Genomic DNA, 26,714 nt, shown 5'->3' with positions numbered 1-26,714 from the left:
CCCGGCTTGATCACCCACCCAACCGGATATGACCCATGTCCCGACAACGGCTAGCATTTGCCTGGATCGCCTGCTTCGCAGTGCTGTTCAACATGCTCGCCATGCCGATGTCCGGCGCGATGGCCAAGGCGGCCAATCAGTCGCCAGCCGAGCAGTTGTTGTGGGGTAGTTTCTGCTCGTCCAGCGGGACGAAGCTGGTGGCGATTTCGCTCGGCAAGTTTGAGCAAAAAGCCCCTTCGAGCGACGATCACTCGAACATGCAGCATTGCTGGTGCTGCTCAGGCTCGGCGCCTCTGGTGGCATTGCCGGGCCATGTCCCGCAGTTGTATTTCGCGCGTTTCGAGGCCAATCGAAACCGACCTGCACCGACCCTCGACATCCCCACGCCACGGCAGCAATGGCCCAGCCTCAATCCCCGGGCCTCTCCTCTAGTCTGATTACCGTCGCAATTGATCTGCGTGTTTAATCGTTCTGGAGAACTGCCATGTTGAAGAAACTCATCGTTCTGGCTGCCTTGCTGCTGCCCGCGTGCTTTGCCAATGCCCACGAATACAAAGCCGGCGAACTGGAAATCGCACACCCTTGGTCGCAAGAGCTACCGCCCAACGCGCCAACGGTTGCCGCCTATTTCATGATTCACAACAACGGTAAAACCGCCGATCGCTTGCTCAGCGTTGCTTCGCCGATCGCAGGTATTGCCGAGTTGCACGAGCATGTGAAGCAAAATGACCTGATGAAAATGCAGCAAGTGCCGAGCGTCGAGATTCCGGCCGGTGGCAACATCACGTTCGCGCCGATGGCTTATCACGTGATGCTGCTGGAGCTCAAAGATCGCAGTCTGCTGAACGACGGCAAGCACTTCCCGCTGACCCTGCATTTCGAAAAATCCGGCGACGTGACCGTTGAGGTCGCGGTGCAAAAACAACCGCCCGCCGGCACCGAAGAGCACAAGCACGCCCAGTAATCACAGCCTGAACCACCTGTGAACGCACGGCGCTCGCTCAGCGTCAGGCGATCAGTGCCGCGTAACACCTCGTTGAAGGTTACGCGCGGCAGCTGGATCAGCCTGTTCGCCATGTTGATGATCTTTATCGGCCCACTGATTTCTCAGTCGATGCCGATGGATCAACGCATGCCAATGCCCATGAACATGTCGATGGACATGAGCATGGACATGTCGGCGAACGCCCATGCCGAGCATGGCGCGCAACCTGCTGCCGAACACTGCGCCCCCAAACCCGACCATCACGCGCTCTGGGAAAAGTGCGGCTATTGCAGCCTGCTCTTCAACTGCCCCGCACTGCCCGGCAGCCTGTCGTTCGCCACCTTCGACACACCATCCGCCCACAGCTTCATCAGTCCCTCCCCTCGCCTGGGCCATGCCCGGCAAACGGTCTTCCCCGGCGCCCGCACCCGCGCCCCGCCCATCGTCGCGTAAACACCCACACCCCTACTCATACGGCCGACTGTAAAGAACGACAGCCGCAGGCTGCTGGCCGTGTTGTTGACGACTGATTGATGGAACCTTTATGTCCAGGTTTTCTGCTGACACACGCTTGAGCGCTGCTCAGGCATTCTTCGCCCTGAACGCACCACGTGCCCGTTTCAAACAGGCTACCACCGTACTATGCGGCGCACTGCTCGCCCCGCTGGCCATCGCCGCCGAGCAACCGGTTGATCACAGCCAGCACACCGAAGAGCTGAGCCCGACGGTGATCACTGCCATCGCCCCAAGCTCACCGCTGACCATCGTTACCAACCCCAAGGACCCGCGCCAACCGGTGCCGGCCAGCGACGGTGGCGACTATCTGAAGACCATTCCCGGCTTCGCGCTGGTCCGCAATGGCGGCACCAACGGCGATCCGGTGCTGCGCGGCATGTTCGGCTCACGACTGAACATCCTCACCAACGGCGGCATGATCCTCGGTGCCTGCCCCGGCCGCATGGACGCCCCGACCTCCTACATCTCACCGGAAACCTACGACAAGCTGACCGTAATCAAAGGCCCGCAAACCGTACTCTGGGGTCCCGGTGCTTCGGCTGGCACGATCCTCTTCGACCGTGAGCCGGAAAGCTTCGGCGAGCTTGGTACCCGAGTGAACGCCAGCGTGCTGGGCGGCTCCAACGGGCGTTTTGACAAACTTGTCGATGCCGCTGCCGGTGGCCCGTTGGGTTACGTGCGAGTGATCGGCAACACCGCCCACTCTGACGATTACCATGACGGCAACAACGACACCGTGCCGTCGCGCTATGACAAATGGAACGGCGATGTCGCTCTGGGCTGGACGCCGGACGCCGATACGCTGCTGGAACTGACCGCCGGCAAGGGCGACGGTGAGGCACGTTCTGCCGGGCGCGGCATGGACGGCTCGCAGTTCAAACGCGAAAGCCTGGGCCTGCGTTTCGAGAAGTCGAACCTCGGCGAAGTGCTGGAAAAACTCGAGGCGCAGGTCTACTACAACTACGCCGACCACGTGATGGACAACTACACCCTGCGCACGCCGTCCGGCACCGGAATGATGTCCGGCCCGATGGCCTCCAACGTCGACCGCCGCACCCTGGGCGCGCGGATCAAGGCCACCTGGCGCTGGGCCGATGTGCAGTTGATCAGCGGCATCGATGCGCAGACCAACGAACACCGTCAGCGTGCCGCCATGGGCATCGACACCTATAAAGACGTACCGCGCAACAAGGATGCGGACTTCCATAACTACGGGGTCTTCGGCGAGCTGACCTGGTACGCCGCCGACCGTGATCGCCTGATCAGCGGTGCGCGACTGGACCGTGCCTCGGCCAGGGATTTTCGCCAGACCATTGGCTCCGGGATGATGAGCCGACCAAATCCGACCGCCGACACGACCCGCGCCGACACTCTGCCGAGCGGTTTCATGCGCTATGAGCATGACCTGGCGGACAGCCCGACCACGCTCTACGCAGGTCTCGGCCACACCGAACGTTTCCCGGATTACTGGGAGCTGTTCTCGCCAAAATCCGGCCCTGCCGGTTCGCTCAACGCCTTCGATTCGATCAAGCCTGAGAAAACCACTCAGCTCGATGTCGGCCTGCAATACAAAATCCAGGACCTCGAAGCCTGGGTCTCGGGTTATGTCGGCGAAGTACACGACTACATCCTGTTCGATTACACCCCCGGCATGAGGGGCATGACCTCACGGGCCGAAAACATCAACGCACGAATCATGGGTGGCGAACTCGGCGCAGCCTACAACCTCACCTCCAACTGGAAAGCCGATGCGACCCTGGCCTACGCCTGGGGCAAAGACACCAGCAACGGCACTGCGTTGCCACAAATGCCGCCGCTGGATGCGCGTTTCGGCCTGACCTACAGCGAAGACAACTGGAGCGCCGGCGCCTTGTGGCGAGTGGTCGCCGCCCAGAACCGCATCGACCAGAACAAGGGCAACGTGGTCGGCAAGGACTACGACAAAAGCTCGGGCTTCGGCGTGTTCTCGCTCAACGGTGCCTACCGGATCGACAAGCACTGGAAGGTCAGTACGGGCGTCGACAACCTGTTTGGCAAGGCTTACGCCGAGCACTTGAACCTGGCCGGCAACGCCGGGTTCGGCTACCCGGCCAATGACCCGCAAGCGATCAACGAACCAGGGCGCACGTTCTGGACCAAGGTCGATATGAGCTTCTAAAACACCTGGCAAGGACGCCATACCCGTAGCAGCTGGCGCAGCCTGCGTTCGGCTGCGCAGCAGTCGTAAAACCTCAAAATGCGGTTATCCAGATGGATCGCATCGTGTGGATTACGACCGCTACGCGGCCGAACGCAGGCTGCGCCAGCTGCTACGGGAACGAGGCACCACTCGAACAATTACAGAATCATTGCCAAGCGGAGCGCTCCCAATGAGCCAACCTAAAGTGTCCTTCTACAACCTGGCCTGGCGCTGGCATTTTTATGCCGGGCTGTTCGTTGCGCCATTCATGGTGATGCTGGCCCTGACCGGCATCGTTTACCTGTTCAAACCGCAACTCGACCCACTGATGTATGGCAGCCTGCTCAATGTGCCGGCCGGCCATCACACGCTCAGTGCCGACGAACTGCTGCGGCGTGTCAAAGAGGCTTATCCACAGGGCCGGATCAAGCAGTACCTGCCACCGGTCAATGCCGAGCGCAGTGCGCAGTTTGTCGTTCAAAACGCGGGCAGCGAGCTCAACGTCTTCATCGACCCGTATCACGCTGATGTCCTTGGCGAGCAGGATGCGAAGAAAAACCTGCAAGCCATCGCCCGAGCCATTCACGGCGAATTGATGATCGGCACCGTCGGTGATCGGCTGGTCGAGCTCGCTGCTGGCTGGGGCGTTGTGCTGGTGGTTTCCGGGGTATTCCTGTGGTGGCCACGCGGAAGAACCGGTGCGGGGATCTTGTGGCCGCGATTCAGCAGCCGCGGACGTGTGCTCTGGCGTGACCTGCACGCCGTGACCGGGTTCTGGGGCGCGGCGTTTCTGCTGGTGATGCTGCTCAGTGGCATGACCTGGACCGGTTTCTGGGGCAAGCAATACGCCGAAGTCTGGAACCGCTTCCCGGCGGCCATGTGGGATAACGTGCCCAAGTCCGACCAAGAGGCCCGCAGCCTCAACACGGCGACCCGCCAGACCGTGCCCTGGGCCATGGAAAACACCCCGATGCCGATGTCCGGTGACCACGCCGAACACATGGCTCACAACGGCGGCAGCACTGCCCCGGCCGCGCCGACTATCAGCCTGCAAGACGTGCAGGACATTGCCGTTCAACGCCAGGTCGAGCCCGGTTACAGCATCACCTTCCCGACCACCGCCAGCGGCGTGTTCACCATCGCCGTGTTCGCCGATGATCCGCGTAACGACGCCACCCTGCATGTCGACCAGTACAGCGGCGAAGTCCTCGCCGACGTGCGCTGGCAGCAATACGGCAACGTCGCTCGCGCCACGGAGATGGGCGTGATGCTGCACGAAGGCAAGCTGTTCGGGCCGTTCAACCAGATCGTCGTGTTGCTGATCTGCCTGATGATCCTGCTCAGCGCCATCAGCGGTGTGGTGATCTGGTGGAAGCGCCGCCCCCAGGGCAAGCTCGGTGTTCCGCCGTTGCGCCATGACCTGCCGACCTGGAAAACCGGGGTGGTCATCATCCTCGCATTGGCGGTGATATTCCCGTTGGTGGGCGCTTCGTTGATTGTGGTATGGGTTCTGGATCGGGTGCTGCTGTCGCGCTTGAACCGCCAGCCTGAATCGGCCTCATCTTCATCCTGAATACAGCGAGATGCCTATAGCAGCGCGGTTGACCTTACAATGTCGGCCCGCTGCAAACACCCGCCGAACGAGTGCGCAATGACCTCGCTGAACCTCACCCATCTCGCCTGGACACCGCTGGGCCATGGCCATTGTCATCACCAGTTCCAGCTGCGTGAGGCCAGCCTGCACGTGGCCGCCGGTGAGTTCGTCGGTTTGATCGGGCCCAACGGCAGCGGCAAGACCAGCCTGCTGCGCTGTGCCTACCGGTTCAGCAAACCGGAATCCGGCGAGGTGCATCTTGCCCATCACAACGTCTGGAAGCAGTCGTCGCGCTGGTGCGCTCAACGTATTGCGGTGGTGTTGCAGGAGTTTCCCGATGCCTTCGGCCTGACGGTCGACGAAGTGGTCGCCATGGGCCGCACGCCGCACAAAGGCCTGTTCGATGGCGACACCCTGGAAGACCGTCGGATCGCCGAGCAGGCGCTGGAATCGGTGGGCCTCAAAGGTTTTGAAGATCACGCCTTTGCGACGCTCTCGGGTGGCGAAAAACAACGCGTCATTCTTGCCCGCGCCCTGACTCAACAACCGCAATTGCTGATCCTCGATGAGCCGACCAACCACCTCGACCCACGCTATCAGCTTGAACTGCTGCAACTGGTCAAACGCTTGCAGATCGGCACCCTGGCGAGCATCCACGACCTCAACCTGGCCGCTGCGTTCTGCGATCGGCTGTACGTGATCAACCACGGACGCATTGTCGCCAGCGGCACGCCAAAAGAAGTGCTGACCACCACGCTGCTGCGTGAGGTGTTCGGCGTCGAAGCGCTGATTGATGAACATCCGCTGTCCGGCTACCCCCGAATTACCTGGATAACCCAACATGACCTTGCGCACCCTGCTCCGCTCCAGCCTGTCCATCGCCCTGCTGCTGGGCAGCGCCCAGGCGTTCGCCGAAGCGACCCATTACCCGTTGACGATTCAGAGCTGCAACCGTGAAGTGACCTTCAAGCAAGCGCCGAAACACGCCCTCAGTCACGACATCAACATGACTCAGATGATGCTCGCCCTCGGCCTCAAACCACGGATGGTCGGCTACAGCGGCATCAGTGGCTGGAAAGCCGTGACGCCCGAGATGCAGAGCATTCTCGATGGTCTGCCGGAACTCGCGGCGAAGTACCCATCGGTGGAAACCCTGCTCAACGCCAACGTCGATTTCTTCTTCGCCGGTTGGGATTACGGCATGCGCATCGGCGGTGACCTGACCCCGCAAACCCTTGGCCCGCTGGGGATCAACGTCTATGAACTGAGCGAGTCCTGCGCCTTCGTGATGAAGCGCCCGGCAGCCAGCCTCGATGACACCTACAACGACCTGCGCAACCTCGGAAAGATCTTCGACGTACAGGATCGCGCCAACCGGTTGATCAGCGACATGCAGGCGCAAGTGGCCGAGGTTCGCAAAGACCTGCCAACGGAAAAACCACGCGTGTTCCTCTACGACAGCGGTGAAGACCGGGCCATGACCTCGGGTCGTCTGGGCATGCCACAAGCGCTGATCGACGCCGCGGGTGGGCGCAATATTCTCGATGACGTCGACGCGAGCTGGACCCGGGTCAACTGGGAAAACGTGGTCGAGCGCAACCCGCAGGTGATCGTGATCGTCGACTACGGCGAAGTCAGCGCCGAGCAGAAGGAGCAATTTCTACTGAACAACAAGGCCCTGCAATCGGTAGACGCGATCAAGAACCAGCGCTTCATTGTCATCCCGTATGTGCAGGCTACGCCGGGGATCGACAACGTGCTGGCGGTTGAAACCCTGGCCAAGGGTTTCCACGGCGAATGATCAATCGTCGCTATGCCTGGCTGCTCAGCGGTCTTGGTGCACTGTTGCTGGTGTCGTGTGTGGTGTCGCTGGGCTTTGGCGCAGCAAGGGTGCCAGTGGACGTGGTCTGGCAGATTCTGCTGCACAAGATATTCGGTGCTGGCGAGGTGAACTGGAGTGCTGGGCAGGAACATATCGTCTGGCTGATCCGCGTGCCGCGCATGTTGCTCGGTGCCTTGGTGGGCGCCGGGTTGGCGCTGATCGGCGCGGTGCTGCAAGCGGTGACGCGCAATCCACTGGCTGACCCGCATTTGCTCGGGGTCACTTCCGGCGCGACGTTAGGCGCGGTAATTGTGGTGCTGCATGTGGGCGAGATCGTCGGTTTGCTGACGTTGCCGATTGCCGCGTTTATCGGTGCGTTGTTGAGCATGCTGATCGTCCTGGTGATCGCCAACCGCAACGGTCGACTGGACAGTGATCGGCTGCTGCTGTGCGGCGTGGCAGTGTCCTTCGTGATGATGGCGATCGCTAATCTGCTGCTGTTTCTCGGCGATCACCGGGCCAGTTCTGCGGTGATGTTCTGGATGCTCGGCGGCCTCGGGCTGGCGCGCTGGGAACTGCTGGCAGTGCCGGCCGCCAGTGTGCTGCTCGGGCTGGTGTTGCTGCTCGGCATGGCTCGGCCACTGAACGCCTTGATGGCCGGCGAACAAACCGCTGTGACCCTGGGCCTGAATGCCCGCAGCGTGCGCTTGCGGGTGTTTCTGATTGCCTCGCTGATGACCGGAGTATTGGTGTCCATCAGCGGTTCGATCGGTTTTGTCGGACTGATGGTGCCGCATATTGCCCGGCGTCTGGTGGGTGCGGAACACCGGCGCTTGCTGCCGGTGTGCGTGCTGCTGGGGAGTGTGTTTCTGGTGTGGGTCGATGTTGCCGCCCGGACCTTGATTGCCCCAGAGGACTTACCGATTGGTGTGGCCACCGCCGCCATCGGCGGCCTGTTTTTCATTGGCCTGATGCGCCGCCGCTAAACCCCACCACTATCAAATGTGGGAGCGGGCTTGCTCGCGATGACGGTGAGTCAGGCAACATCGATGTTGAATGTGCCGCCGCTATCGCGAGCAAGCTCGCTCCCACAGTTGATTGGGGTAACCCCGAACTACTCAGCGCCCTAATGTGGCGCACCTTCGCGCACCAACACGCCAGACACGTCCCTTCATGGTGCGCCACCTGCCGGCGCAACCGCTCTAACACGACATTTCCTTACCTTTCTCCGACCGGGCACAGCCCTTGCTAAAGACCCTTCAGTAGTCCGCATCTGCCCACCAAGAAAATTCATACGTTCATGGAGATCGCACAATGAAGCGTCGTAGCTTGATCAAGGCTTTCACACTATCGGCAGGCATTGCCGCGATGGGCATGACCTGGAGTATCCAGGCCGCCGAGACCATCAAGGTCGGGATCCTGCATTCGTTGTCAGGGACCATGGCGATCTCCGAAACCTCGCTTAAAGACATGGCGCTGATGACCATCGACGAGATCAACGCCAAGGGCGGGGTCAACGGCAAGATGCTCGAACCGGTGGTGGTCGACCCGGCGTCGAACTGGCCGCTGTTCGCGGAAAAGGGCCGGCAGTTGCTGACTCAGGACAAGGTCGCGGTGGTGTTCGGTTGCTGGACCTCGGTGTCGCGTAAATCGGTATTGCCAGTGTTCGAAGAGCTCAACGGTCTGCTGTTCTACCCGGTGCAGTATGAAGGCGAAGAAATGTCGCCGAACGTCTTCTACACCGGCGCCGCGCCGAACCAGCAGGCGATCCCAGCAGTGGAGTACCTGATGAGCGAAGAAGGCGGCAGCGCCAAGCGCTACTTCCTGCTCGGCACCGACTACGTCTACCCGCGCACCACCAACAAAATCCTGCGTTCGTTCCTGCACTCCAAAGGCGTGGCCGACAAGGACATCGAAGAGGTCTACACCCCCTTCGGTCACAGCGACTATCAAACCATCGTCGCCAACATCAAAAAATTCTCGGCCGGCGGCAAGACTGCGGTCATTTCCACGGTCAACGGCGACTCCAACGTGCCGTTCTATAAAGAACTGGCCAACCAGGGCCTGAAAGCCACCGACGTTCCGGTCGTGGCGTTCTCGGTGGGCGAAGAGGAACTGCGTGGCATCGACACCAAACCGCTGGTGGGCAACCTCGCCGCGTGGAACTACTTCGAATCGGTGGAGAACCCGGTGAACCAGAAGTTCGTCGCCGACTGGAAAGCCTACGCCAAGAAACACAACCTGCCGGGCGCGGATAAAGCCGTGACCAACGATCCGATGGAAGCTACTTACGTCGGCATTCATATGTGGGCGCAGGCCGCAGAAAAAGCCAAATCCACCGATGTCGACAAGGTCCGCGAAGCCTTGGCTGGCCAGACCTTCGCTGCGCCGTCGGGCTACACCCTGACCATGGACAAGACCAACCACCACCTGCACAAGCCGGTGATGATCGGCGAGATCCAGGCCGACGGTCAGTTCAACGTGGTATGGCAGACCGAAGGCCCGATCCGCGCCCAGCCGTGGAGCCCGTTCATACCGGGTAACGACAAGAAGCCGGAGTATGCGGTGAAGAGCAACTAAGCCACTGGATGCCGGTCTTGAACACCACGTTCGGGGCCGACACAACTCCTGTGGGAGCGAGCTTGCTCGCGAAAGCGGTCTGTCAGCCAACGTTGATGTTGAATGTGCTGGCCTCTTCGCGAGCAAGCCCGCTCCCACACTAGTCCGCGCAAGGCCAATGACATGCCCACTGCCCTTTACCGCTTCATCCTCGTCATCGCGCTGCTATTGCCGATGGCCGCCCATGCCGGAGACGCCGAAGACTTCGTCGCGGCCAATCCCGTGCAGCAAGCCAGGCTGTTGGAAACCTGGGCCGCGCAGCCCGTGCCTGCACGCATCGAACTGATCAACGCCCTGCAACAGGGAACGCTGACCGTCGACGGCGAAACCAAAGCCCTGCGCCTGAACAACCGCCTGCGGGGTTTGATCGACACTGCGCTGGCCAGTCATCAACTGCTCGCCGCTGACGCCAAAGTGCGCTTGAGCGCCGCACAACAACTGCAAAAAAGCGCCAAACCGGCGCAGTTGAAATTCCTCGACCAGCAACTGGCGGGCGAAAAAGACCAAAGCGTTCACGCTGCCCTGAGCCTGGCGCTGGCTAACCTGCAACTGGTGGACAGTGACCCGACCGTACGCCTGGCGGCTGTGCGATTGCTCGGTGAAACCGGCGACCCACTGGCCCGCACCCGCCTCGAAGGTTTGCTCGAACCCGGCGTCGAAGCCGATGCCACGGTGCGCACGGCTGCCGAAACCAGCCTGGTGCAGGTCAAACGCAAACTGCTGATCGGTGAATTGCTCGGTCAGGCCTTCAGCGGCATGTCCCTGGGGTCGATCCTGCTGTTGGCGGCCCTCGGTTTGGCGATCACCTTCGGCCTGCTTGGGGTGATCAACATGGCCCACGGCGAGATGCTGATGCTCGGCGCCTACTCCACTTACGTGGTGCAGTTGCTGTTCCAGCGCTTCCTGCCACAGGCCATCGAGTTCTACCCGTTAGTGGCGTTGCCGGTGGCGTTTTTTGTCACCGCCGGCATCGGCATGGCGCTGGAGCGCACGGTGATTCGCCACCTCTACGGCCGACCACTGGAAACCCTGCTGGCCACCTGGGGCATCAGCCTGATGCTGATTCAACTGGTCCGATTGCTGTTCGGCGCGCAAAACGTCGAAGTGGCGAACCCAGCCTGGCTCTCGGGCGGAATTCAGGTATTGCCCAATCTGGTGCTGCCGTACAACCGTATCGTGATCATCGCGTTCGCGCTGTGTGTGGTGGTACTGACCTGGCTGCTGCTGAACAAGACCCGACTCGGCTTGAACGTGCGCGCGGTCACCCAGAACCGCAACATGGCCGCCTGCTGTGGCGTGCCCACCGGGCGCGTCGACATGCTCGCCTTTGGGCTCGGCTCGGGCATCGCCGGGCTTGGCGGCGTGGCCCTGAGTCAGGTCGGCAACGTCGGCCCGGATCTCGGCCAGAGCTACATCATCGACTCGTTCCTGGTGGTGGTGCTCGGCGGCGTTGGCCAACTGGCCGGCAGCGTGCTCGCCGCGTTCGGGCTGGGCATCGCCAACAAGATCCTTGAACCACAAATCGGTGCCGTACTCGGCAAGATCCTGATCCTCGCGCTGATCATTCTGTTCATTCAGAAACGCCCGCAAGGACTCTTCGCACTCAAAGGACGGGTGATCGACTGATGAACCAGCCCCTGATGCTCACGGCCACGCAAAAGGCCGGCCCCAAAGTCACGATAGCGGTGGGCGCGGTGATTCTCGCGCTGCTGCTTGCGCTGCCGCTGCTTTCGCTGTTGTCGCCAGACAACCCGCTGCATGTATCCGCCTACACCCTGACGCTGGTGGGCAAAATTCTCTGCTACGCCATCGTTGCCCTGGCCCTGGATCTGGTCTGGGGTTACGCCGGTCTTCTGTCTCTCGGTCATGGCCTGTTCTTCGCCCTCGGCGGCTATGCCATGGGCATGTACCTGATGCGCCAGGCTTCGGGCGATGACCTGCCGGCGTTCATGACCTTCCTCTCGTGGACCGAACTGCCGTGGTACTGGACCGGCACCAGCAGCTTTATCTGGGCGATGTGCCTGGTGGTGCTGGCACCGGGTTTGCTGGCGTTGGTGTTCGGCTTCTTCGCCTTCCGTTCGCGGATCAAGGGCGTGTACTTCTCGATCATGACCCAGGCCCTGACCTTCGCCGGGATGCTGCTGTTTTTCCGCAACGAAACCGGGTTTGGCGGCAACAACGGCTTCACCAATTTCCGCACGATTCTGGGGTTCGGCATCACCGAGCCGGGCACTCGCGCGGTGTTGTTCGTCGCCACCGTGCTGTTGCTGGTGACCAGCCTGTTCATCGGCTGGCGCCTGGCGCAAAGCAAGTTCGGCCGGGTATTGACCGCCCTGCGTGACGCGGAAAACCGGCTGATGTTCTGCGGCTACGACCCACGCGGTTTCAAGCTGTTTGTCTGGGTCTTGAGCGCGGTGTTGTGCGGTCTGGCCGGTGCGCTTTACGTGCCTCAAGTCGGAATCATCAACCCCAGCGAAATGTCGCCGACCAACTCCATCGAAGCCGCCGTGTGGGTCGCACTCGGCGGGCGCGGCACATTGATCGGGCCGCTGCTCGGCGCGGGCGTAGTGAATGGCATGAAGAGCTGGTTCACCGTGGCCTTTCCCGAATACTGGCTGTTCTTCCTCGGCGCGCTGTTCATCGTCGTGACCCTGTACCTGCCCAAAGGCGTGATCGGTTTGCTGAAGAAAAGAGGTGAGCAATGAGAACCACTGCGACGGCCGAATTCATGCTCGAACCGGTCTTTTTTCCGCCATTGGAGCCCAACAAGGATGCCGGCAGCAGCCGCGATGCCATCGGCCTTGGGCAGAGGGCCGGTCCAGGCCTGAACACCCGCCACGGCACCATCCTTACGCTTGAGGACATCAGCGTCAGTTTCGATGGTTTCAAGGCACTCAACGCGCTGAATCTGTACATCGGTGTCGGCGAACTGCGCTGCATCATCGGCCCCAACGGCGCGGGCAAAACCACGCTGATGGACGTGATTACCGGCAAGACCCGGCCCAGCCACGGCAAGGCCTGGTTCGGTGAAACCCTGGACTTGACGCAGATGAGTGAAGTGCAGATCGCCCAGGCCGGGATCGGCCGCAAGTTCCAGAAGCCGACGGTATTCGAAGCCTTGAGCGTGTTCGAAAACCTTGAGCTGGCGCAGAAAACCGACAAGTCGGTGTGGGCCAGCCTGCGGGCGAAACTCAATGGCGAACAAAGAGACCGCATCAGCGAGGTGCTGGAGACCATTCGCCTGACCAGCTCGGTCAATCGCCCGGCTGGCCTTCTGTCGCACGGGCAGAAGCAGTTTCTGGAAATCGGCATGTTACTGATGCAAGACCCGCAACTGCTGCTGCTCGATGAACCGGTGGCGGGCATGACCGACGCCGAAACCGAATTCACCGCCGAGCTGTTCAAGAGCCTGGCCGGCAAGCATTCGCTGATGGTGGTGGAACACGACATGGGCTTCGTCGGCTCGATTGCCGACCATGTCACGGTGTTGCACCAGGGCAGCGTGCTGGCCGAAGGGTCGCTTGCACAGGTGCAGGATAACGAGCGGGTTATCGAGGTGTATCTCGGCCGCTGAGTTCCGTGGGATCTGCTTTATGTGGGAGCGGGCTTGCTCGCGAATACGGTGTGTCAGGCGACTCAGATGTTGAATGCGAGTCCGCTTTCGCGAGCAAGCCCGCTCCCACAGGGGACTGAGAAGGAATTTGAAGATGCTGCAAGTCGACAAACTGCACCAATACTACGGCGGTAGCCACATTCTGCGGGGCCTGAGCTTTGAGGTGAAGGTCGGTGAAGTCACCTGCCTGCTCGGGCGAAACGGCGTCGGCAAGACCACCCTGCTCAAATGCCTGATGGGCCTGCTGCCCGCTAAAGAAGGCGTGGTGAACTGGGAAGGCAAACCAATCACCTCGCTCAAACCGCATCAACGGGTTCACGCCGGCATTGCTTACGTGCCGCAAGGCCGGGAGATTTTCGGTCGGCTGACGGTGGAAGAAAACCTGCTGATGGGGCTTTCTCGTTTTGGCGCCAAAGAGGCCAGGGAAGTCCCGGCGTTCATCTACGAGCTGTTCCCGGTGCTGCTGCAAATGAAGCAGCGTCGCGGTGGCGACTTGTCGGGCGGCCAGCAACAACAGTTGGCCATCGGCCGAGCGCTGGCCAGTCGACCACGTTTGTTGATTCTCGATGAGCCTACCGAAGGCATTCAGCCGTCGGTGATCAAGGAGATTGGCGCGGTGATCAAAAAGCTCGCGGCCCGTGGCGACATGGCGATCCTGTTGGTCGAGCAGTTCTACGATTTCGCCGCCGAACTGGCCGATCAGTACCTGGTGATGTCCCGGGGCGAGATCGTTCAGCAAGGCTGCGGAGAAAATATGGAAGCCGAGGGTGTGCGCGGGCTGGTTACGATCTAGTCTGAAGCGTCCTGACGATAATTAGAAACTATGAATTTACCTGTCTTCACTGCCCTGTTTACCCCCAGCTGGCACGCCGAGCTGGAACTCGGCTACGCCCGATTCGGCGACAGCACGCGCCCGGTCCAGCGCCGCCACAAGGGCCCGCTGCGGGTGCAAAAACACCTTTACGCCGAAGGCCCCGAGGTGTGCCAGCACATCATCGTCCACCCGCCCGGCGGAATTGCCGGTGGTGATCGGCTGGACATCAGCACCAGTGTCGGTGCTGGCGCCTGGGCACAGCTGACCAGCCCCGGCGCTGCCAAGTGGTATCGCGCCGCCGGGCCAGCCTACCAGCAGCTCGATTTGAACGTCGCGGCCGGCGCCACGCTGGAGTGGCTGCCGCAAGAAACCATCGTCTTCAGCGCCGCCCAGGCTGAACTCCTTACCTTGATCGACCTTGAAGGCGATGCTCGACTGTTCTATTGGGACGTCGTAGCGCTGGGTCGTCCGGCCAGTGGCGAACGTTTCGAGCGCGGGTATTTTCAATCACAACTGGAAATCCGCCGTGACGGCCAGTTGCTCTGGCACGAACGCCAGCGCATTGTCGGGGATGACGGTTTGCTTGATTCGCCGATCGGGTTGGATGGGCAGCCGGTGTTTGCGACGTTACTGGTGACCGGAGAAATCGACAGCGAATTGCTGGAAATCTGCCGTTCGTTACCCAACCCGGTGCGTGGTGACCTGACTCAGTTACCGGGTCTGCTGGTGGCCCGCTGCCTGGCCAGCGAGGCGTTGCTGGCCCGCGGTTGGTTGATCGATTTGTGGAAACTGCTGCGCCCGGCACTGCTGGGGCGCGAAGCTGTCCCGCCCCGAATCTGGAGCACCTGACATGACTGCGCACACGATCACCGTAGCAGCTGGCGCAGCCTGCGTTCGGCTGCGAAGCAGTCGTAAAACCTGCCAATGCGTTTTGTCAGGCATACCGCGTCAGGCAGATCACGACTGCTGCGCAGCCGAACGCAGGCTGCGCCAGCTGCTACAGGAACCGAGTCGCTCATTCTTTTTTAAACTGCCCAACACGGATTTCAAACGATGGACCTGACCCCACGCGAAAAAGACAAGCTGCTGATCTTCACCGCCGGCCTCGTGGCCGAGCGGCGTTTGGCGCGCGGCGTGAAACTCAACTACCCGGAAGCCATGGCCTACATTTCCGCTGCACTGCTCGAAGGTGCGCGTGACGGCCAGACCGTGGCCGAACTGATGCACTACGGCACCACCCTGCTGAGACGCGAACAAGTGATGGAAGGCATCCCGGAAATGATCCCGGAGATCCAGGTTGAAGCGACCTTTCCCGACGGCACCAAACTGGTCACCGTCCATCAACCCATCGTCTGAGGCCGCGCCATGACTTATCACATCCGTGATGCCGTGCATGCCGACCTGCCGGCGATCCGCGACATCTACAACGACGCCGTCCTCAACACGACGGCGATCTGGAACGAACAGGCCGTGGACCTCGGTAACCGCCAGGCCTGGTTCAGCGCGCGGCAATCCCAGGGCTATCCTGTTCTGGTGATCGTCGACGCCGACAACAATGTGCTCGGCTACGCTTCGTTTGGCGACTGGCGGCCGTTCGACGGTTTCCGCCACACCGTCGAACATTCGGTGTACGTGCGCAGCGATCAACGCGGCAATGGCCTTGGCCCACAGCTGATGGACGCGCTGATCGAGCGCGCCAAGGGCTGCAATAAACACGTGATGGTCGCCGCCATCGAAAGCGGTAACTCCGCCTCGATTCGCTTGCACGAACGGGTCGGTTTCATCACCACCGGGCAAATGCCGCAAGTGGGCACCAAGTTCGGTCGCTGGCTCGACCTGACCTTCATGCAGCTGACCCTAAACCCGGGCGCGGAGCCGCCTGTCGCCAACAAGGAGTGATACACCATGAACACTGCCCAACTGCGACGCGTGAACGCCGAGAGCTTTGCGCACTACCGTCTGGGGTTGATCGATCTGCTGTTCGACGCCGTGAAGCATGGCGCATCAATCGGCTTCATGGCCGACATTGATGAGGACCAGGCCCGCGCCTACATCAACAGTGTGCAGGCCGGCCTTGAGGACGGCAGCCTGTTGCTGTGGGTGGTGGTTCAAGATGAAAAGGTACTGGCCAGCGTGCAACTGGGCCTGTGCCAGAAAGCCAACGGTCGCAATCGTGCCGAAGTGCAAAAGCTGCAGGTGCTCCATGAGGCGCGGCGAAGGGGCCTCGGCCAACAGCTGATGGAGGCTCTGGAGCAGACCGCACGCCAGAAACAACGCGGCCTGCTGTACCTCGACACCGAAGCCGGCTCAGCGGCCGAAGTGTTCTATCAGTCCTTGGGCTACACCCGCGTCGGTGAGCTGCCCAACTACTGCCAAAGCCCGGACGGCCGTTACACCCCGACCGCCATTTACTTCAAGACTCTGGGACAACCCGAATGATTCCTGGCGAATATCATATCCAGCCCGGCGATATCGAGCTCAACACCGGCCGTCGCACCCTGAGCCTGACCGTGGCCAACAGCGGCGACCGGCCGATTCAGGTGGGCTCGCATTACCACTTTTTCGAAACCAACGACGCCCTGACCTTCGACCGTGCCGCCAGCCGTGGCATGCGCCTGAACATCCCGGCCGGCACCGCCGTGCGCTTCGAACCGGGACAGCGCCGCGAAGTCGAGCTGGTGGACCTGGCCGGACATCGCCGGGTGTTCGGGTTTGCCGGCAGGATCATGGGCGACCTCGATTGAAACCGGTGGTGCCCCAAAAGATCGCAGCCTGCGGCAGCTCCTACAACAGCCGCGGGCAACCGTAATCTCGTGTGAACACCCCATAGGAGCTGCCGCAGGCTGCGATAGCGAGCTACGCGAGCGGTCCCACATACAATTGAATCTCAAGGCATGCCCATGAAAATCTCAAGACAAGCCTACGTCGACATGTTCGGCCCCACCGTCGGTGACAAGGTCCGCCTGGCCGACACCGAGCTGTGGATCGAAGTCGAAAAGGATTTCACCACCTACGGCGAAGAAGTGAAATTCGGCGGCGGCAAAGTCATCCGCGACGGCCAGGGCCAAAGCCAATTGCTGGCTGCCGAAGTTGTCGACACGCTAATCACCAACGCGCTGATCATCGATCATTGGGGCATCGTCAAAGCCGACGTCGGCCTCAAGGATGGGCGTATTGCGGCTATCGGCAAAGCCGGCAACCCGGACATCCAGCCGAACGTGACCATCGCGGTCGGCGCCAGCACTGAAGTGATCGCCGGCGAAGGCATGATCCTCACCGCAGGCGGCATCGACACACATATCCACTTCATCTGCCCGCAGCAGATCGAAGAAGCGCTGATGAGCGGCGTCACCACCATGATCGGCGGCGGCACAGGACCGGCGACAGGCACCAACGCCACCACCTGCACCTCCGGCCCTTGGCACCTGGCGCGGATGCTTCAGGCGGCAGACGCCTTCCCGATGAACATCGGCCTCACCGGCAAGGGCAACGCCAGCCTGCCGGAGCCGTTGATCGAACAGGTCAAGGCCGGCGCCATCGGCCTCAAGTTGCACGAAGACTGGGGCACCACGCCCGCGAGCATCGACAACTGCCTGAACGTGGCCGACCAGTTCGACGTGCAAGTGGCGATTCACACCGACACCCTCAACGAATCGGGCTTCGTCGAAACCACCCTCGCCGCCTTCAAGGGGCGGACCATCCACACCTACCACACCGAAGGTGCCGGTGGCGGTCACGCGCCGGACATCATCAAGGCCTGCGGTTTCGCCAACGTGCTGCCGAGCTCGACCAACCCGACCCGACCATTCACCCGCAACACCATCGACGAACACCTCGACATGCTGATGGTCTGCCACCACCTGGACCCGAGCATCGCCGAAGACGTCGCCTTCGCCGAAAGCCGCATCCGCCGCGAAACCATTGCCGCCGAAGACATCCTTCACGACCTCGGCGCATTCTCGATGATCAGCTCCGACAGCCAGGCCATGGGCCGCGTCGGTGAAGTCATTACGCGCACCTGGCAGACCGCCGACAAGATGAAAAAACAGCGCGGCCCACTGGCAGGTGATGGCGAGGGCAACGACAACTTCCGCGCCAAACGCTACATCGCCAAATACACCATCAATCCGGCGATCACCCATGGCATCAGCCATGAAGTGGGCTCGATCGAAGTGGGTAAATGGGCCGATCTGGTGCTCTGGCGCCCGGCATTTTTCGGCGTGAAACCGACGCTGATCCTCAAGGGCGGCGCGATTGCCGCCAGCCTGATGGGTGACGCCAACGCGTCGATCCCGACACCGCAACCGGTGCATTACCGTCCGATGTTCGCCAGTTACGGTGGCTCGCTGCACGCCACCAGCCTGACCTTCATCAGCCAGGCGGCGCAGAAGGCGGGCCTACCCGAAGCACTGGGGCTGAAAAAGAAAATCGCCGTGGTCAAAGGTTGCCGCGAGGTGCAGAAAACCGACCTGATCCACAACGATTACCTGCCGAATATCGATGTCGATCCGCAGACCTATCAGGTCAAGGCCGACGGTGTGTTGCTGTGGTGTGAGCCGGCTGACGTGCTGCCGATGGCACAGCGTTATTTCCTGTTCTGAAGCCAGGGCCTGCAAAACAAAAAAGCCCCGTGGGCGCGAGCAACCACTCGCAGCAACGGGGCTTTGTTCATCGGCGTACCGCTCAGAGCGGAAATTCGGCCAACTCCGCACGGGTCAGCGATTCGACCAATGTGGCCTCTTCAATCTGAAAAGGATGACTTCTTTTACGTCGGCTCTATGGGCTTCGATGGTGACGAACGCCATGTACCCAGTTAATACACTGCCCAGGACAACCGGCTCCCAGAACCACACCGGTGTTTACGCTGCTCGGTGAAGGCGTTTTTGTACCAGTCCGGTAGGGACGTAGACGCGCCGCGAAAGGCTGTACGTCTGGCCGGCCACGCATCGATCAGCCACTGCGCAATGGCGTCTTTGATGATTTCCGTTTTGATCGTGTTCTTCAGCCGTTGTTTGACTCAAGCGATCGGTATCGTTGCTTCCTTGCAACGCGGTCATGGGGTAGTTCCTTGATGATGCAGAAAAAATTCAGTGCCCCTCGATGCCAAGGATCAAGCCAGCATCGAGGGGCGATTGTTCAATCGGTCAGCGATTGGCTTCGACCGTAAACGGGATTTCAACCCTCTGCAGTTTTGCCCGGTCCATCGCTTCCTGGGTCAATTGCTTGAGCAAGGTGTCTCGCTCGATTTTTATCCGAGCCAGTTCCACCGCGTATGCCTCATCGGTCATGACCTGGCCCGGCACAAAGTCGCTTTCCGACTTGCCGAGTTCGGCGGCCAATACCTTGACCTGCTCCTTCAAACGCTCTCTTTGCGCCAGCGTCAACTGCGCGACATCAGTGCGATCTTCCAGCACGTCCTTGAACTCGGTGATCGCCTCGACCTCGCGATCCAGCGCCCTGAGCCGCACCCGGTTGTAACGCTCGACATAGAATTGCCAGAAAGGCTGCTCGGCGATCGCATCGCGCAGCAGGTCGCCCTCCTCCAGCTTCAGAATTCTCTGGTAGGCCTCCTCGATCATTTCGCTGGTGACACCCGCTATCTGGCGAAATTGCATGCCCCGTGCCTGCCAAGGCAGGTCGAGTCGTTGCGCCAGGTCTGTCATGAACGCCAGGTGAACTTCGACTTCATCAATGCTGCCTGTGAGATCGCCCGCCGCGTCAACATGCAGAAATTCCTCTCCGGTCGCCTCACGGGCACTGATGTGACCGCGAGCGATTCGCTCCAGCTCATCCAGCCGCGTTTTGCCCTTGGCCAGTTCCACCAGTTCGGCTTCGATAAGACCGACATTACCCAACTCGTACGCCTCGTGAACGAGTACCTCGACCCCCAACAGGTTGAACAGCTGAGTCGCGCCATCGACACATCGGGTCCGCGCGACGGCTTCGGCAAAGAATCGAGTACGCAGCTCAGCGTTCTCGGCCATGGCGTCGAGCATGCGCCACACCTTGGCCGTCAAATCGGCGCGATAGGCCGTGGTCGCCTTGAAATCAGCCGACTGGGTGAGCACTCTTAGTTCATTGAAAAACGCGAATGAGTTCAGCTCATCTTCAACGGCGTACCAGGTGTTTTGCTTCGCCGCCCACTGATCACGAGTCAGCCCTTCTTCCCATTCAATGCTGTCACGCGGGCCCCGTGGCGGGTACGGGCGATCAGGGTCCATGCCCACCGACCGAATGTATTCCTTGAGCAGTTCCAGGTTTTCAGCCGACATCCATTGAGGCTCGCGACTCAGTAACGTACGCGCCAACAACTCGGCACTTGAGAGCCCCGGCTGGACTAGCGGTATCTGGGTCAGCACATTGCGTTGCAGGTCCAGGTAAATATGCCGGGGTCGCAGCACAGCAAATAATCCCGGTGGCCAAGTGCTGACGCCTGTCTCATTGAGAATAAGCGTCAGCAGGCCCCGCATACGACTGATGTCCGGCAGCAATCCCAGCGGGTTACGGCTCAGGTTCAGGGATTGCATCAACGTGCGATTCTTCAGCAGTTCGACGTCCGCGGGCCTCAACACCAACCCGTTTCTCTCTAGGTCAAGGTAATTGAGGTTCGGCATCTCGGCGATGATCGGCGGCAACCTCGTCATCCGGTTATGTGCAAGATCCAGGGCTCGCGCTTTGCGAAACGGCTGAAGAAACGCTTGTTCGGCATTGGACAAACCGGTGTTGCGTAACCTCAGGTGCGTGACATGGTCAAAGTTCGCCTCAAGCGTTGGCATCCCTGCGAAGTGCAGGTTGAGCGGGAAGTCAGTCAGGTCCAGTGCCTGCCCGATCACCTTACCGTAGCCGTCCAGGTGCCTCGGACCCGAGCGCTGCCAGCATTGCCTGATTTTTTTAGCCAATTGATTTCTGGCATTCCACTCTCCGACACCGCTGAGGCCGAAACGGAAGTCTTGGGTCGGCGAATTCACCCAGCGGGTCAAACTCCTGCACAACTGATCGAACTCGAGTTCAAGCGCATCGATCTGCACCCCGAACGATAGCCCGCTCTGGGAGAAACGCTGCACCAGCTCATCCAGTTCGGTCTCGGTGAAGTTGGGATACAGACTGCGGGCACGATATCGCGCGTTTGGCTCTCCGGGCGCGTAGCGATAGCCGTCCATGCCCCCGAGCAATTTAGCTGTCGTCGGGTCGTGGAACGGTTTGCGAACCGGGTTCTCCAGCAGGATCGGTTCAAGCTGGTCATGGCTCAAGGGGGAACGCAGCACGGCGTCTTTGAGGCGCGCGCCTTCGTAAATGTTGTAACCCAAGGCGTTGCGTTCGGTGTCCGGCAAGGCATGAAGTACCGAAGCGTATAAATCGTCGGCCCCGTGCAGATCCTGATTATCGGCGTCCCGCGCATTGAAACGGCCCTCCTCATCCAGCACCAGCACTTTGCGGATGGGGGCATTCACGGGTCCCACGCTGGCTTGCAAATCCCCTTCAAAACCAAACAGGCGAATTTCCATCCGCACGTCCGCGGACCATCCTGGCAACGCGGCCAATGTACCCAGCTCAAGCCTGCGGGTGTCAGCGGTAGCAAGCTCCTCAAAATACAGGCCTTCGTAAGCGCGGTTCAGTTGCACCCGTGCTTGCAGCCGGCGCGCCTGTTGGCGCAAACGCAGGGGAATGCGTTTTTTTTCGGCCAAGTGTTGCAAGTCGCCTGGCTCGGCGTTGTCCAGCAGCTCCTGCGCAACGTTGCTCGGCAATTCTGAGTAGTCAGTCTTCAGCAAGTGCACGTTAGGGTTGGTGGAAACATCGCGGGTTTTATACAGGGATTCGAACAAGCGCTTTTTTTGCTTTCGCGCCTGCATGGCCAATCGACTGCGCAACGCATCGACGCGCGAGGGTGTGTCACTGCCAACCTGTTCGCCGAGCATCTCGCGAATTTCGCTCGGGCTCAGGGATTCAATCACCCGCTCAGGCAGTTTCCCGGCCACGAGCTCGGCGCGAGTGATCTTGAGGGTCATCGGCTCAGCGGCCATGACGTTGCCGTGCTTGAAAGAAGCTCCCGCATAATCGTCGCCGTCGAACACTTCCAGGGCTCTGGATTCTGGCCAACGAGGCACTTCGACCATGGTTGCCGGCAGATAGCCGATCATCTCTTCTGGAACCCGGTTATCCAGGATGTGCTCAGGGAGTCTTTCCGCATCGGCATAGGCATCGAAACGCGTCACGGCATCCATCACCAGCGCGGGCGGGGTTTCGTGTTCGACGTGCAGTCGACGGAGCAGGTTTTCGTCAACCCCGCTCACTCGGCGGAACTTGGCCAGGGTTGCATCGGAAGCCTTGTCCAGCGAGTGGCCCAGGCGCCGCGTGACCCGGTTTGCATCCCACGTCATGGGCTGCTCGATTTCTGTCTTCCAGGCTCCGGCACCGTTGTGTTCCACGCGCGGTTGGTAGGCCGTGGGCCGTTGCGGGTGCTGGAGACGATGCTGCCCGGTGACCGGGTCCTGGCGCACTTGATAGTGCTTGTCCTCCAGCCGCAGCCACTGCTGGTTGTTGTGCTGATAGAGGCCCAGGCGGTTGGCCTTGGTGTCGGCAGGCAGGGTGACCGGATGTTCATACGGCCCAAGGTCCGACTTCCAGAGCCGGGTTTTGCCGTTGGCAAGCTCCACCGGTTTGAGGCTGTCGATCAGCGGACTCGGCTTGACGGCGAGCGCTGCACCGCCCGGCAATACATGCCCGGCGCCCATCAAGGCCAGCTGGGCAAAATTGATCATGACGCCGGTCAAGTGCGCCGAAGCCTCCTCCTTGTCGCCCTTGCTCCAGTCCTCGATGCCCTCCAGCAGCTCGGCGGCCATCTGCGCCACCATCAGGCCCAGCATCGCTTCGCCCAGACCCGGCACCAACATCGCGCCAAAGTTGAAAATGTTCCAGCCAATATCCAGATAACTGGTCAGGCGCTTCCAGCGCGTCGTGGCATTTTCATCACCGGTCGGCACCGCAATGGCTCGCGCGTCGCTAATGGCCTTGTCGCGCTTGTCGCGGTAAAGGCTTTGCCACAGATCCCCCTCCATCAGGTTGGTGATGGGCTCTGCATTGGGATTCTCGACCGCGCTTTCCCGCCACCACGGCCCCATATCCAGCGGCTCGCGCTGCTGCCAGGTGATCTGCGTCAGACGCTCGTTGACCCGGGCGAAGAATCTGCCCTTGTCTTTTTGCGCCACAAAACGGCTGAAGAATTCCTGATAGTCCGACTGTCGCAACTGGCTGATCAGTTCCTTCATGAAGTCCGCCAGGGAGTCGTACTCTTTGAGCGGGTGCAACGGATCCTCCGGGACGTAGGCAATCACCGGGCCACTCAAATGACTTTGCTGATAGATATCATCCCGGCGCAGCATCTCTTCACTGACACCGCTCGGGCCATTGGCAAAAAACGATTGCAGCAGTTTGAAGCGCTCGTACAGATCACCCGACAACGCCGGTACGCGTTGCGACCAATCGAGCCAGAATTTGAGCGTGTCCGGTGTCAACTCGTTAACCGCCTCCTCGATTTTTGAAGGCTCGCTCAACGCGCTGAACAACACGATGCCGTGCAGCCTGAACCCCATCAGCGACAACCGGTGCCAGTGCAACGGCCGATCATGAAACACGATATCCCGTTTGTTATCGCGTACGTCCCGGAGTTTTCCGTACGTATATGAACTGATGTCTTCTTTCAAGTAAGCAATCAGTGCGTCCAGCTTGAAAGCCGCTTTTTCGCTGGCGACTGCCGCCTGTTCCAGTGCGAGCCTTGCGCTCGGGTCTGCTGGCAACAGTATGCTTTTGATATGGGTCTGATACTGCGCGCCAACGTCCAGCTGACGGCACAACGTGGCTATTTTACTGACGGTCATTGCCGGTATAAGGCCCAGTTCCCCTCTGACGTCAGTGCGGTACACGCCTGAGCCGCTGGCAAAATAATCGGCGGCGGTTTCGGGTTCTTCAAAGTTATGCAGCGCCGCGTCCAATAGCGTCGACTCGCGCAGGCGGCTGGCGCCGCGGTCGATGCCGAAGATGATGGTGTCCCGGACATACAGTTTCAGTGTCAGTGTGCTGACGTCCTCATCGGTATTGAAATTCGACTTGATCAACGATGAGAACAAACGCTTGGCGAACGCCTTGATGTCCTGCTGCAGGTTTTCCAGTGGGCCGTCCACGTGCCCCTGTAATCGCCAGCGATCCTCAATGAGTTCCTTGAGGTACCGCTGCTGACTCTCGGAAGCCTTCAGATACCAATCCGGCAGTGTGGTCACGCTGGACCCGACCAGTAATGACAGCCGGGCCGACAGTACTTCTTTTATGGCTGTCGGCAGCGCTTGAACAACACGCTCATAATGAACACCTTTATCTTCCGGCAGAGTAATAGTTCTCCCCGCCACAACTTCCAACCGATTTAATTCAGACATTATGTAACAACCAAAGAGAGCCATAAGAATCTTCAGCTTAAGCCGCGCCTGATAAAATAAAAGACTAAAAACCTGCTCGGCACAGCCCATAAAAACAGGCTGATAGTTCGAACATTAAAGGGCCGAAACTATATATATAACACCACTGTTTTCCGTTGGTCTTATGTGCTCGTTACACGCTGTTTTAGCCCTGCACCATGGCGTTATGATGCAAGCACTTCCAGTGCTCACTGCCCGAGATCCTCGACCATGCGTTTAGCTGAATTCATCGTGCAACACGTCGATCGCATCGTCGATGAATGGGAACAGTTCGCCCAATCCATCGCCCCTGAGCCTGAATCCATGGACCGGGCACTCTTGCGTGACCACGCCAAGTCGATCCTGCTGGCCGCTTCCCGTGACATGCAGACCATCCAGACCGCCCGTGAACAAGCGGCCAAGGCCAGGGGCGAAGGCCCGGAAAAAACCCCAAGCCTGGACAAGGCCGCGGCCAGCCATGGCGAGCTTCGCCACAACGTGGGGTTTGATCTGGTACAGATGACCTCTGAGTTCCGCCATTTGCGCGCCAGCGTGATTCGCCTGTGGGTCAACAGCCTGGAGTCGCCGAACATGGCGTACCTGCAGGACATGATCCGCTTCAACGAAGCCATCGACGAAGCCCTGGCTGAATCCACCGCGGCCTACGCCGAGCAAGTCAATCGCTCACGAGACATCTTCCTGGCCATTCTGGGTCATGACCTGCGCGCACCTTTGCAAGCGGTGAACATGTCCACCGAGATGCTGATGCGCAAGGCCAAGCTGGACGCCGAAGCCGAACGCTACGTGACGAGCATCAAAAGCAGCGCCCGGCACATGGCGGCGATGGTGAACGACTTGCTGGAACTGGTGCGCAGCCGATTGGGCAATAGCCTGCCGATCGAGCCCGCACCGATGGACCTGGCCAGCGCCGCAAAAGCCGCGTTGAACGAGGCCGGCGCCGGGCAGCCGGACTGTCATTCACAGTTGATTGTCGAGGGCGACACCCACGGCGTCTGGGACCGCACGCGCCTCGACCAACTGCTGCAAAACCTTATCGGCAACGCCCTGCAGCACGGTGCCAATCACCGTCCGGTGACCCTGAGCATCATGGGAGAAATCGATCAGGTGACGCTGACCATGCACAACCATGGCGACCCGATTCCCGCCGACGCACTGCCGACGATTTTCGACCCGCTGGTGCGCAGCGCCAGCGAAGAACTTGCCGGTCATTCCACCAGCCTTGGGTTGGGCTTGTTCATCGTCAAACAAGTGGTGGATGCGCATCAGGGCACGATCGAAGTCAGCTCCAGCGAGGCCGAGGGCACGACGTTCAGCGTGGTGTTGCCGAGGGTGTCGCGGGTGGTTTCATAGCGACGGTCGGCGATGTTTAAAGGTTGAGCGCCAGCCGGGAATTGTCCGACGCGTTTTGACGGTTGCGGGTGGGAAGGCCGATCACTAACCTCCAAGGGTCGCTGCCCATGCAGCGGCCGGGCTTGGAAACCCGATGAGTAAACGGCGCAAATGGAGCGTCACTATGCACAAAGTCACCAATCCCCCTGAAACCCCAAGCACCTCTCCCTACGCCACCACTGACTCAAAAAAACTCCACGACGCCGCCGAACGGGCGCTGGATCATTACCTGCGACCCGCCTTCCCCCAAGCCAACCTGCCCGACAAACGTCCGTCCAACATTTTTACGGTGCTCCCCGACCTGGACAACGAAACCCTGTTGGCTCACGCCTCGGAAACCCTGGCGGCAGTCAATGTGATGGCCAGCGACCTGGCGTTCGAACTCGAAGGCACACGCCGGCATGTGGCGCTGGCGATTCAGCAGATGATCTCGTTGGGGGAACTGCTGGTGAATCGAGCGCTGGATAGTTTCGATCAGCCAGAGGCGCCGTAACACTGGACTGTGGGAGGGCCGCCCGGCCCGGCCCACAGTTTTAATTGATGTACATCAGCCTCCAAAGCCGCACACGCCCCAGCACTCAGGCCGGCTGTCAGGCCGCCAGGATCAAAAGATCGCAGCCTTCGGCAGCTCCTACGAAGATCATCACCAGCGGCGCTCCTTCACCACTCAACAGGCCGAGCGTTAGCTCGCCTGCCGCTGTTGATCTTGATCCACCC

21 protein-coding genes and 1 pseudogene are annotated in these 26,714 nt (G+C 60.4%); 21 read left to right on the top strand and 1 reads right to left on the bottom strand.

Annotated elements, in window-relative coordinates:
- The first annotated feature begins 35 nt into the window (after positions 1-35).
- From ACIPIN_RS17920 to ureC, 19 genes and pseudogenes are all read left to right on the top strand, one after another.
- Positions 36-437 carry a DUF2946 domain-containing protein gene (locus ACIPIN_RS17920; protein ID WP_401120616.1) on the top strand — a complete coding sequence of 134 codons (402 nt, stop codon included), beginning with the start codon at positions 36-38 and terminating at the stop codon, positions 435-437.
- Between the two features lie 47 nt (positions 438-484).
- Complete coding sequence (locus ACIPIN_RS17915; RefSeq protein WP_401120614.1) at positions 485-964, top strand: copper chaperone PCu(A)C; 480 nt, start codon at positions 485-487, stop codon at positions 962-964.
- 54 nt (positions 965-1,018) lie between these two features.
- Complete coding sequence (locus tag ACIPIN_RS17910; protein ID WP_401120613.1) at positions 1,019-1,438, top strand: DUF2946 domain-containing protein; 420 nt, start codon at positions 1,019-1,021, stop codon at positions 1,436-1,438.
- 91 nt (positions 1,439-1,529) lie between these two features.
- Complete coding sequence (locus ACIPIN_RS17905) at positions 1,530-3,659, top strand: TonB-dependent copper receptor (RefSeq protein ID WP_401120611.1); 2,130 nt, start codon at positions 1,530-1,532, stop codon at positions 3,657-3,659.
- 211 nt (positions 3,660-3,870) lie between these two features.
- Positions 3,871-5,253, top strand: coding sequence for a PepSY-associated TM helix domain-containing protein (locus ACIPIN_RS17900; protein ID WP_401120609.1), 1,383 nt, complete (start codon positions 3,871-3,873; stop codon positions 5,251-5,253).
- A 78-nt stretch (positions 5,254-5,331) separates the two neighbouring features.
- Positions 5,332-6,114, top strand: a pseudogene (locus tag ACIPIN_RS17895) (ABC transporter ATP-binding protein); the annotation flags it as partial.
- A gap of 1 nt (position 6,115) precedes the next feature.
- Entirely contained in the window at positions 6,116-7,075 is a 960-nt protein-coding gene (locus tag ACIPIN_RS17890) for an ABC transporter substrate-binding protein (RefSeq protein ID WP_401120608.1), read from the top strand.
- Positions 7,072-8,082 (top strand): FecCD family ABC transporter permease, encoded by a 1,011-nt coding sequence (locus tag ACIPIN_RS17885; protein ID WP_401120606.1) that lies wholly within the window; start codon positions 7,072-7,074, stop codon positions 8,080-8,082. The genes ACIPIN_RS17890 and ACIPIN_RS17885 overlap by 4 nt, the downstream gene beginning before the upstream one ends.
- Positions 8,083-8,410: 328 nt before the next feature.
- Positions 8,411-9,676 (top strand): urea ABC transporter substrate-binding protein, encoded by a 1,266-nt coding sequence (urtA, locus tag ACIPIN_RS17880; protein ID WP_401120605.1) that lies wholly within the window; start codon positions 8,411-8,413, stop codon positions 9,674-9,676.
- Positions 9,677-9,838: 162 nt separating this feature from the next.
- Entirely contained in the window at positions 9,839-11,341 is a 1,503-nt protein-coding gene (urtB, locus tag ACIPIN_RS17875; protein WP_401120603.1) for an urea ABC transporter permease subunit UrtB, read from the top strand.
- Positions 11,341-12,420: an urea ABC transporter permease subunit UrtC gene (gene urtC / locus ACIPIN_RS17870; protein WP_401120602.1), complete on the top strand. Its 1,080-nt coding sequence runs from the start codon at positions 11,341-11,343 to the stop codon at positions 12,418-12,420. The genes urtB and urtC overlap by 1 nt, the downstream gene beginning before the upstream one ends.
- Positions 12,417-13,289, top strand: a complete 873-nt coding sequence (gene urtD, locus ACIPIN_RS17865; RefSeq protein ID WP_401120600.1) for an urea ABC transporter ATP-binding protein UrtD — start codon at positions 12,417-12,419, stop codon at positions 13,287-13,289. Before urtC ends, urtD begins: the two co-directional genes overlap by 4 nt.
- A 133-nt stretch (positions 13,290-13,422) precedes the next feature.
- Entirely contained in the window at positions 13,423-14,121 is a 699-nt protein-coding gene (gene urtE, locus ACIPIN_RS17860) for an urea ABC transporter ATP-binding subunit UrtE (RefSeq protein ID WP_401120599.1), read from the top strand.
- Between the two features lie 30 nt (positions 14,122-14,151).
- Positions 14,152-14,991 carry an urease accessory protein UreD gene (locus tag ACIPIN_RS17855; RefSeq protein ID WP_401120598.1) on the top strand — a complete coding sequence of 280 codons (840 nt, stop codon included), beginning with the start codon at positions 14,152-14,154 and terminating at the stop codon, positions 14,989-14,991.
- 204 nt (positions 14,992-15,195) lie between these two features.
- Positions 15,196-15,498 (top strand): urease subunit gamma, encoded by a 303-nt coding sequence (ureA, locus tag ACIPIN_RS17850; RefSeq protein WP_401120596.1) that lies wholly within the window; start codon positions 15,196-15,198, stop codon positions 15,496-15,498.
- A gap of 9 nt (positions 15,499-15,507) precedes the next feature.
- The gene (locus ACIPIN_RS17845) at positions 15,508-16,041 is read left to right on the top strand and encodes a GNAT family N-acetyltransferase (protein ID WP_401120595.1); all 534 of its coding nucleotides are present in this window, start codon (positions 15,508-15,510) and stop codon (positions 16,039-16,041) included.
- A gap of 6 nt (positions 16,042-16,047) precedes the next feature.
- A complete protein-coding gene (locus tag ACIPIN_RS17840) occupies positions 16,048-16,581 on the top strand; it encodes a GNAT family N-acetyltransferase (RefSeq protein WP_401120593.1) in 534 nt (177 codons plus the stop codon).
- Complete coding sequence (locus ACIPIN_RS17835; RefSeq protein ID WP_401120591.1) at positions 16,578-16,886, top strand: urease subunit beta; 309 nt, start codon at positions 16,578-16,580, stop codon at positions 16,884-16,886. Before ACIPIN_RS17840 ends, ACIPIN_RS17835 begins: the two co-directional genes overlap by 4 nt.
- Positions 16,887-17,042: 156 nt before the next feature.
- Positions 17,043-18,743 carry an urease subunit alpha gene (gene ureC / locus ACIPIN_RS17830; RefSeq protein WP_401120590.1) on the top strand — a complete coding sequence of 567 codons (1,701 nt, stop codon included), beginning with the start codon at positions 17,043-17,045 and terminating at the stop codon, positions 18,741-18,743.
- A gap of 543 nt (positions 18,744-19,286) precedes the next feature.
- Here the strand turns inward: ureC and ACIPIN_RS17825 are convergent.
- Positions 19,287-24,569 carry an NEL-type E3 ubiquitin ligase domain-containing protein gene (locus ACIPIN_RS17825; protein ID WP_401120589.1) on the bottom strand — a complete coding sequence of 1,761 codons (5,283 nt, stop codon included), beginning with the start codon at positions 24,567-24,569 and terminating at the stop codon, positions 19,287-19,289.
- A 249-nt stretch (positions 24,570-24,818) separates the two neighbouring features.
- Here ACIPIN_RS17825 and ACIPIN_RS17820 point away from each other — a divergent pair, with 249 nt between their 5' ends.
- The gene (locus ACIPIN_RS17820; RefSeq protein ID WP_401120588.1) at positions 24,819-25,958 is read left to right on the top strand and encodes a sensor histidine kinase; all 1,140 of its coding nucleotides are present in this window, start codon (positions 24,819-24,821) and stop codon (positions 25,956-25,958) included.
- A gap of 163 nt (positions 25,959-26,121) precedes the next feature.
- Positions 26,122-26,490, top strand: a complete 369-nt coding sequence (locus ACIPIN_RS17815; RefSeq protein WP_401120586.1) for a DUF6124 family protein — start codon at positions 26,122-26,124, stop codon at positions 26,488-26,490.
- The last annotated feature ends 224 nt before the right edge of the window (positions 26,491-26,714 follow it).

Source organism: Pseudomonas sp. NPDC087697 (genome assembly GCF_044743155.1).
GTDB lineage: Bacteria > Pseudomonadota > Gammaproteobacteria > Pseudomonadales > Pseudomonadaceae > Aquipseudomonas.
This window is presented reverse-complemented; position numbering and strand designations above follow the sequence as displayed.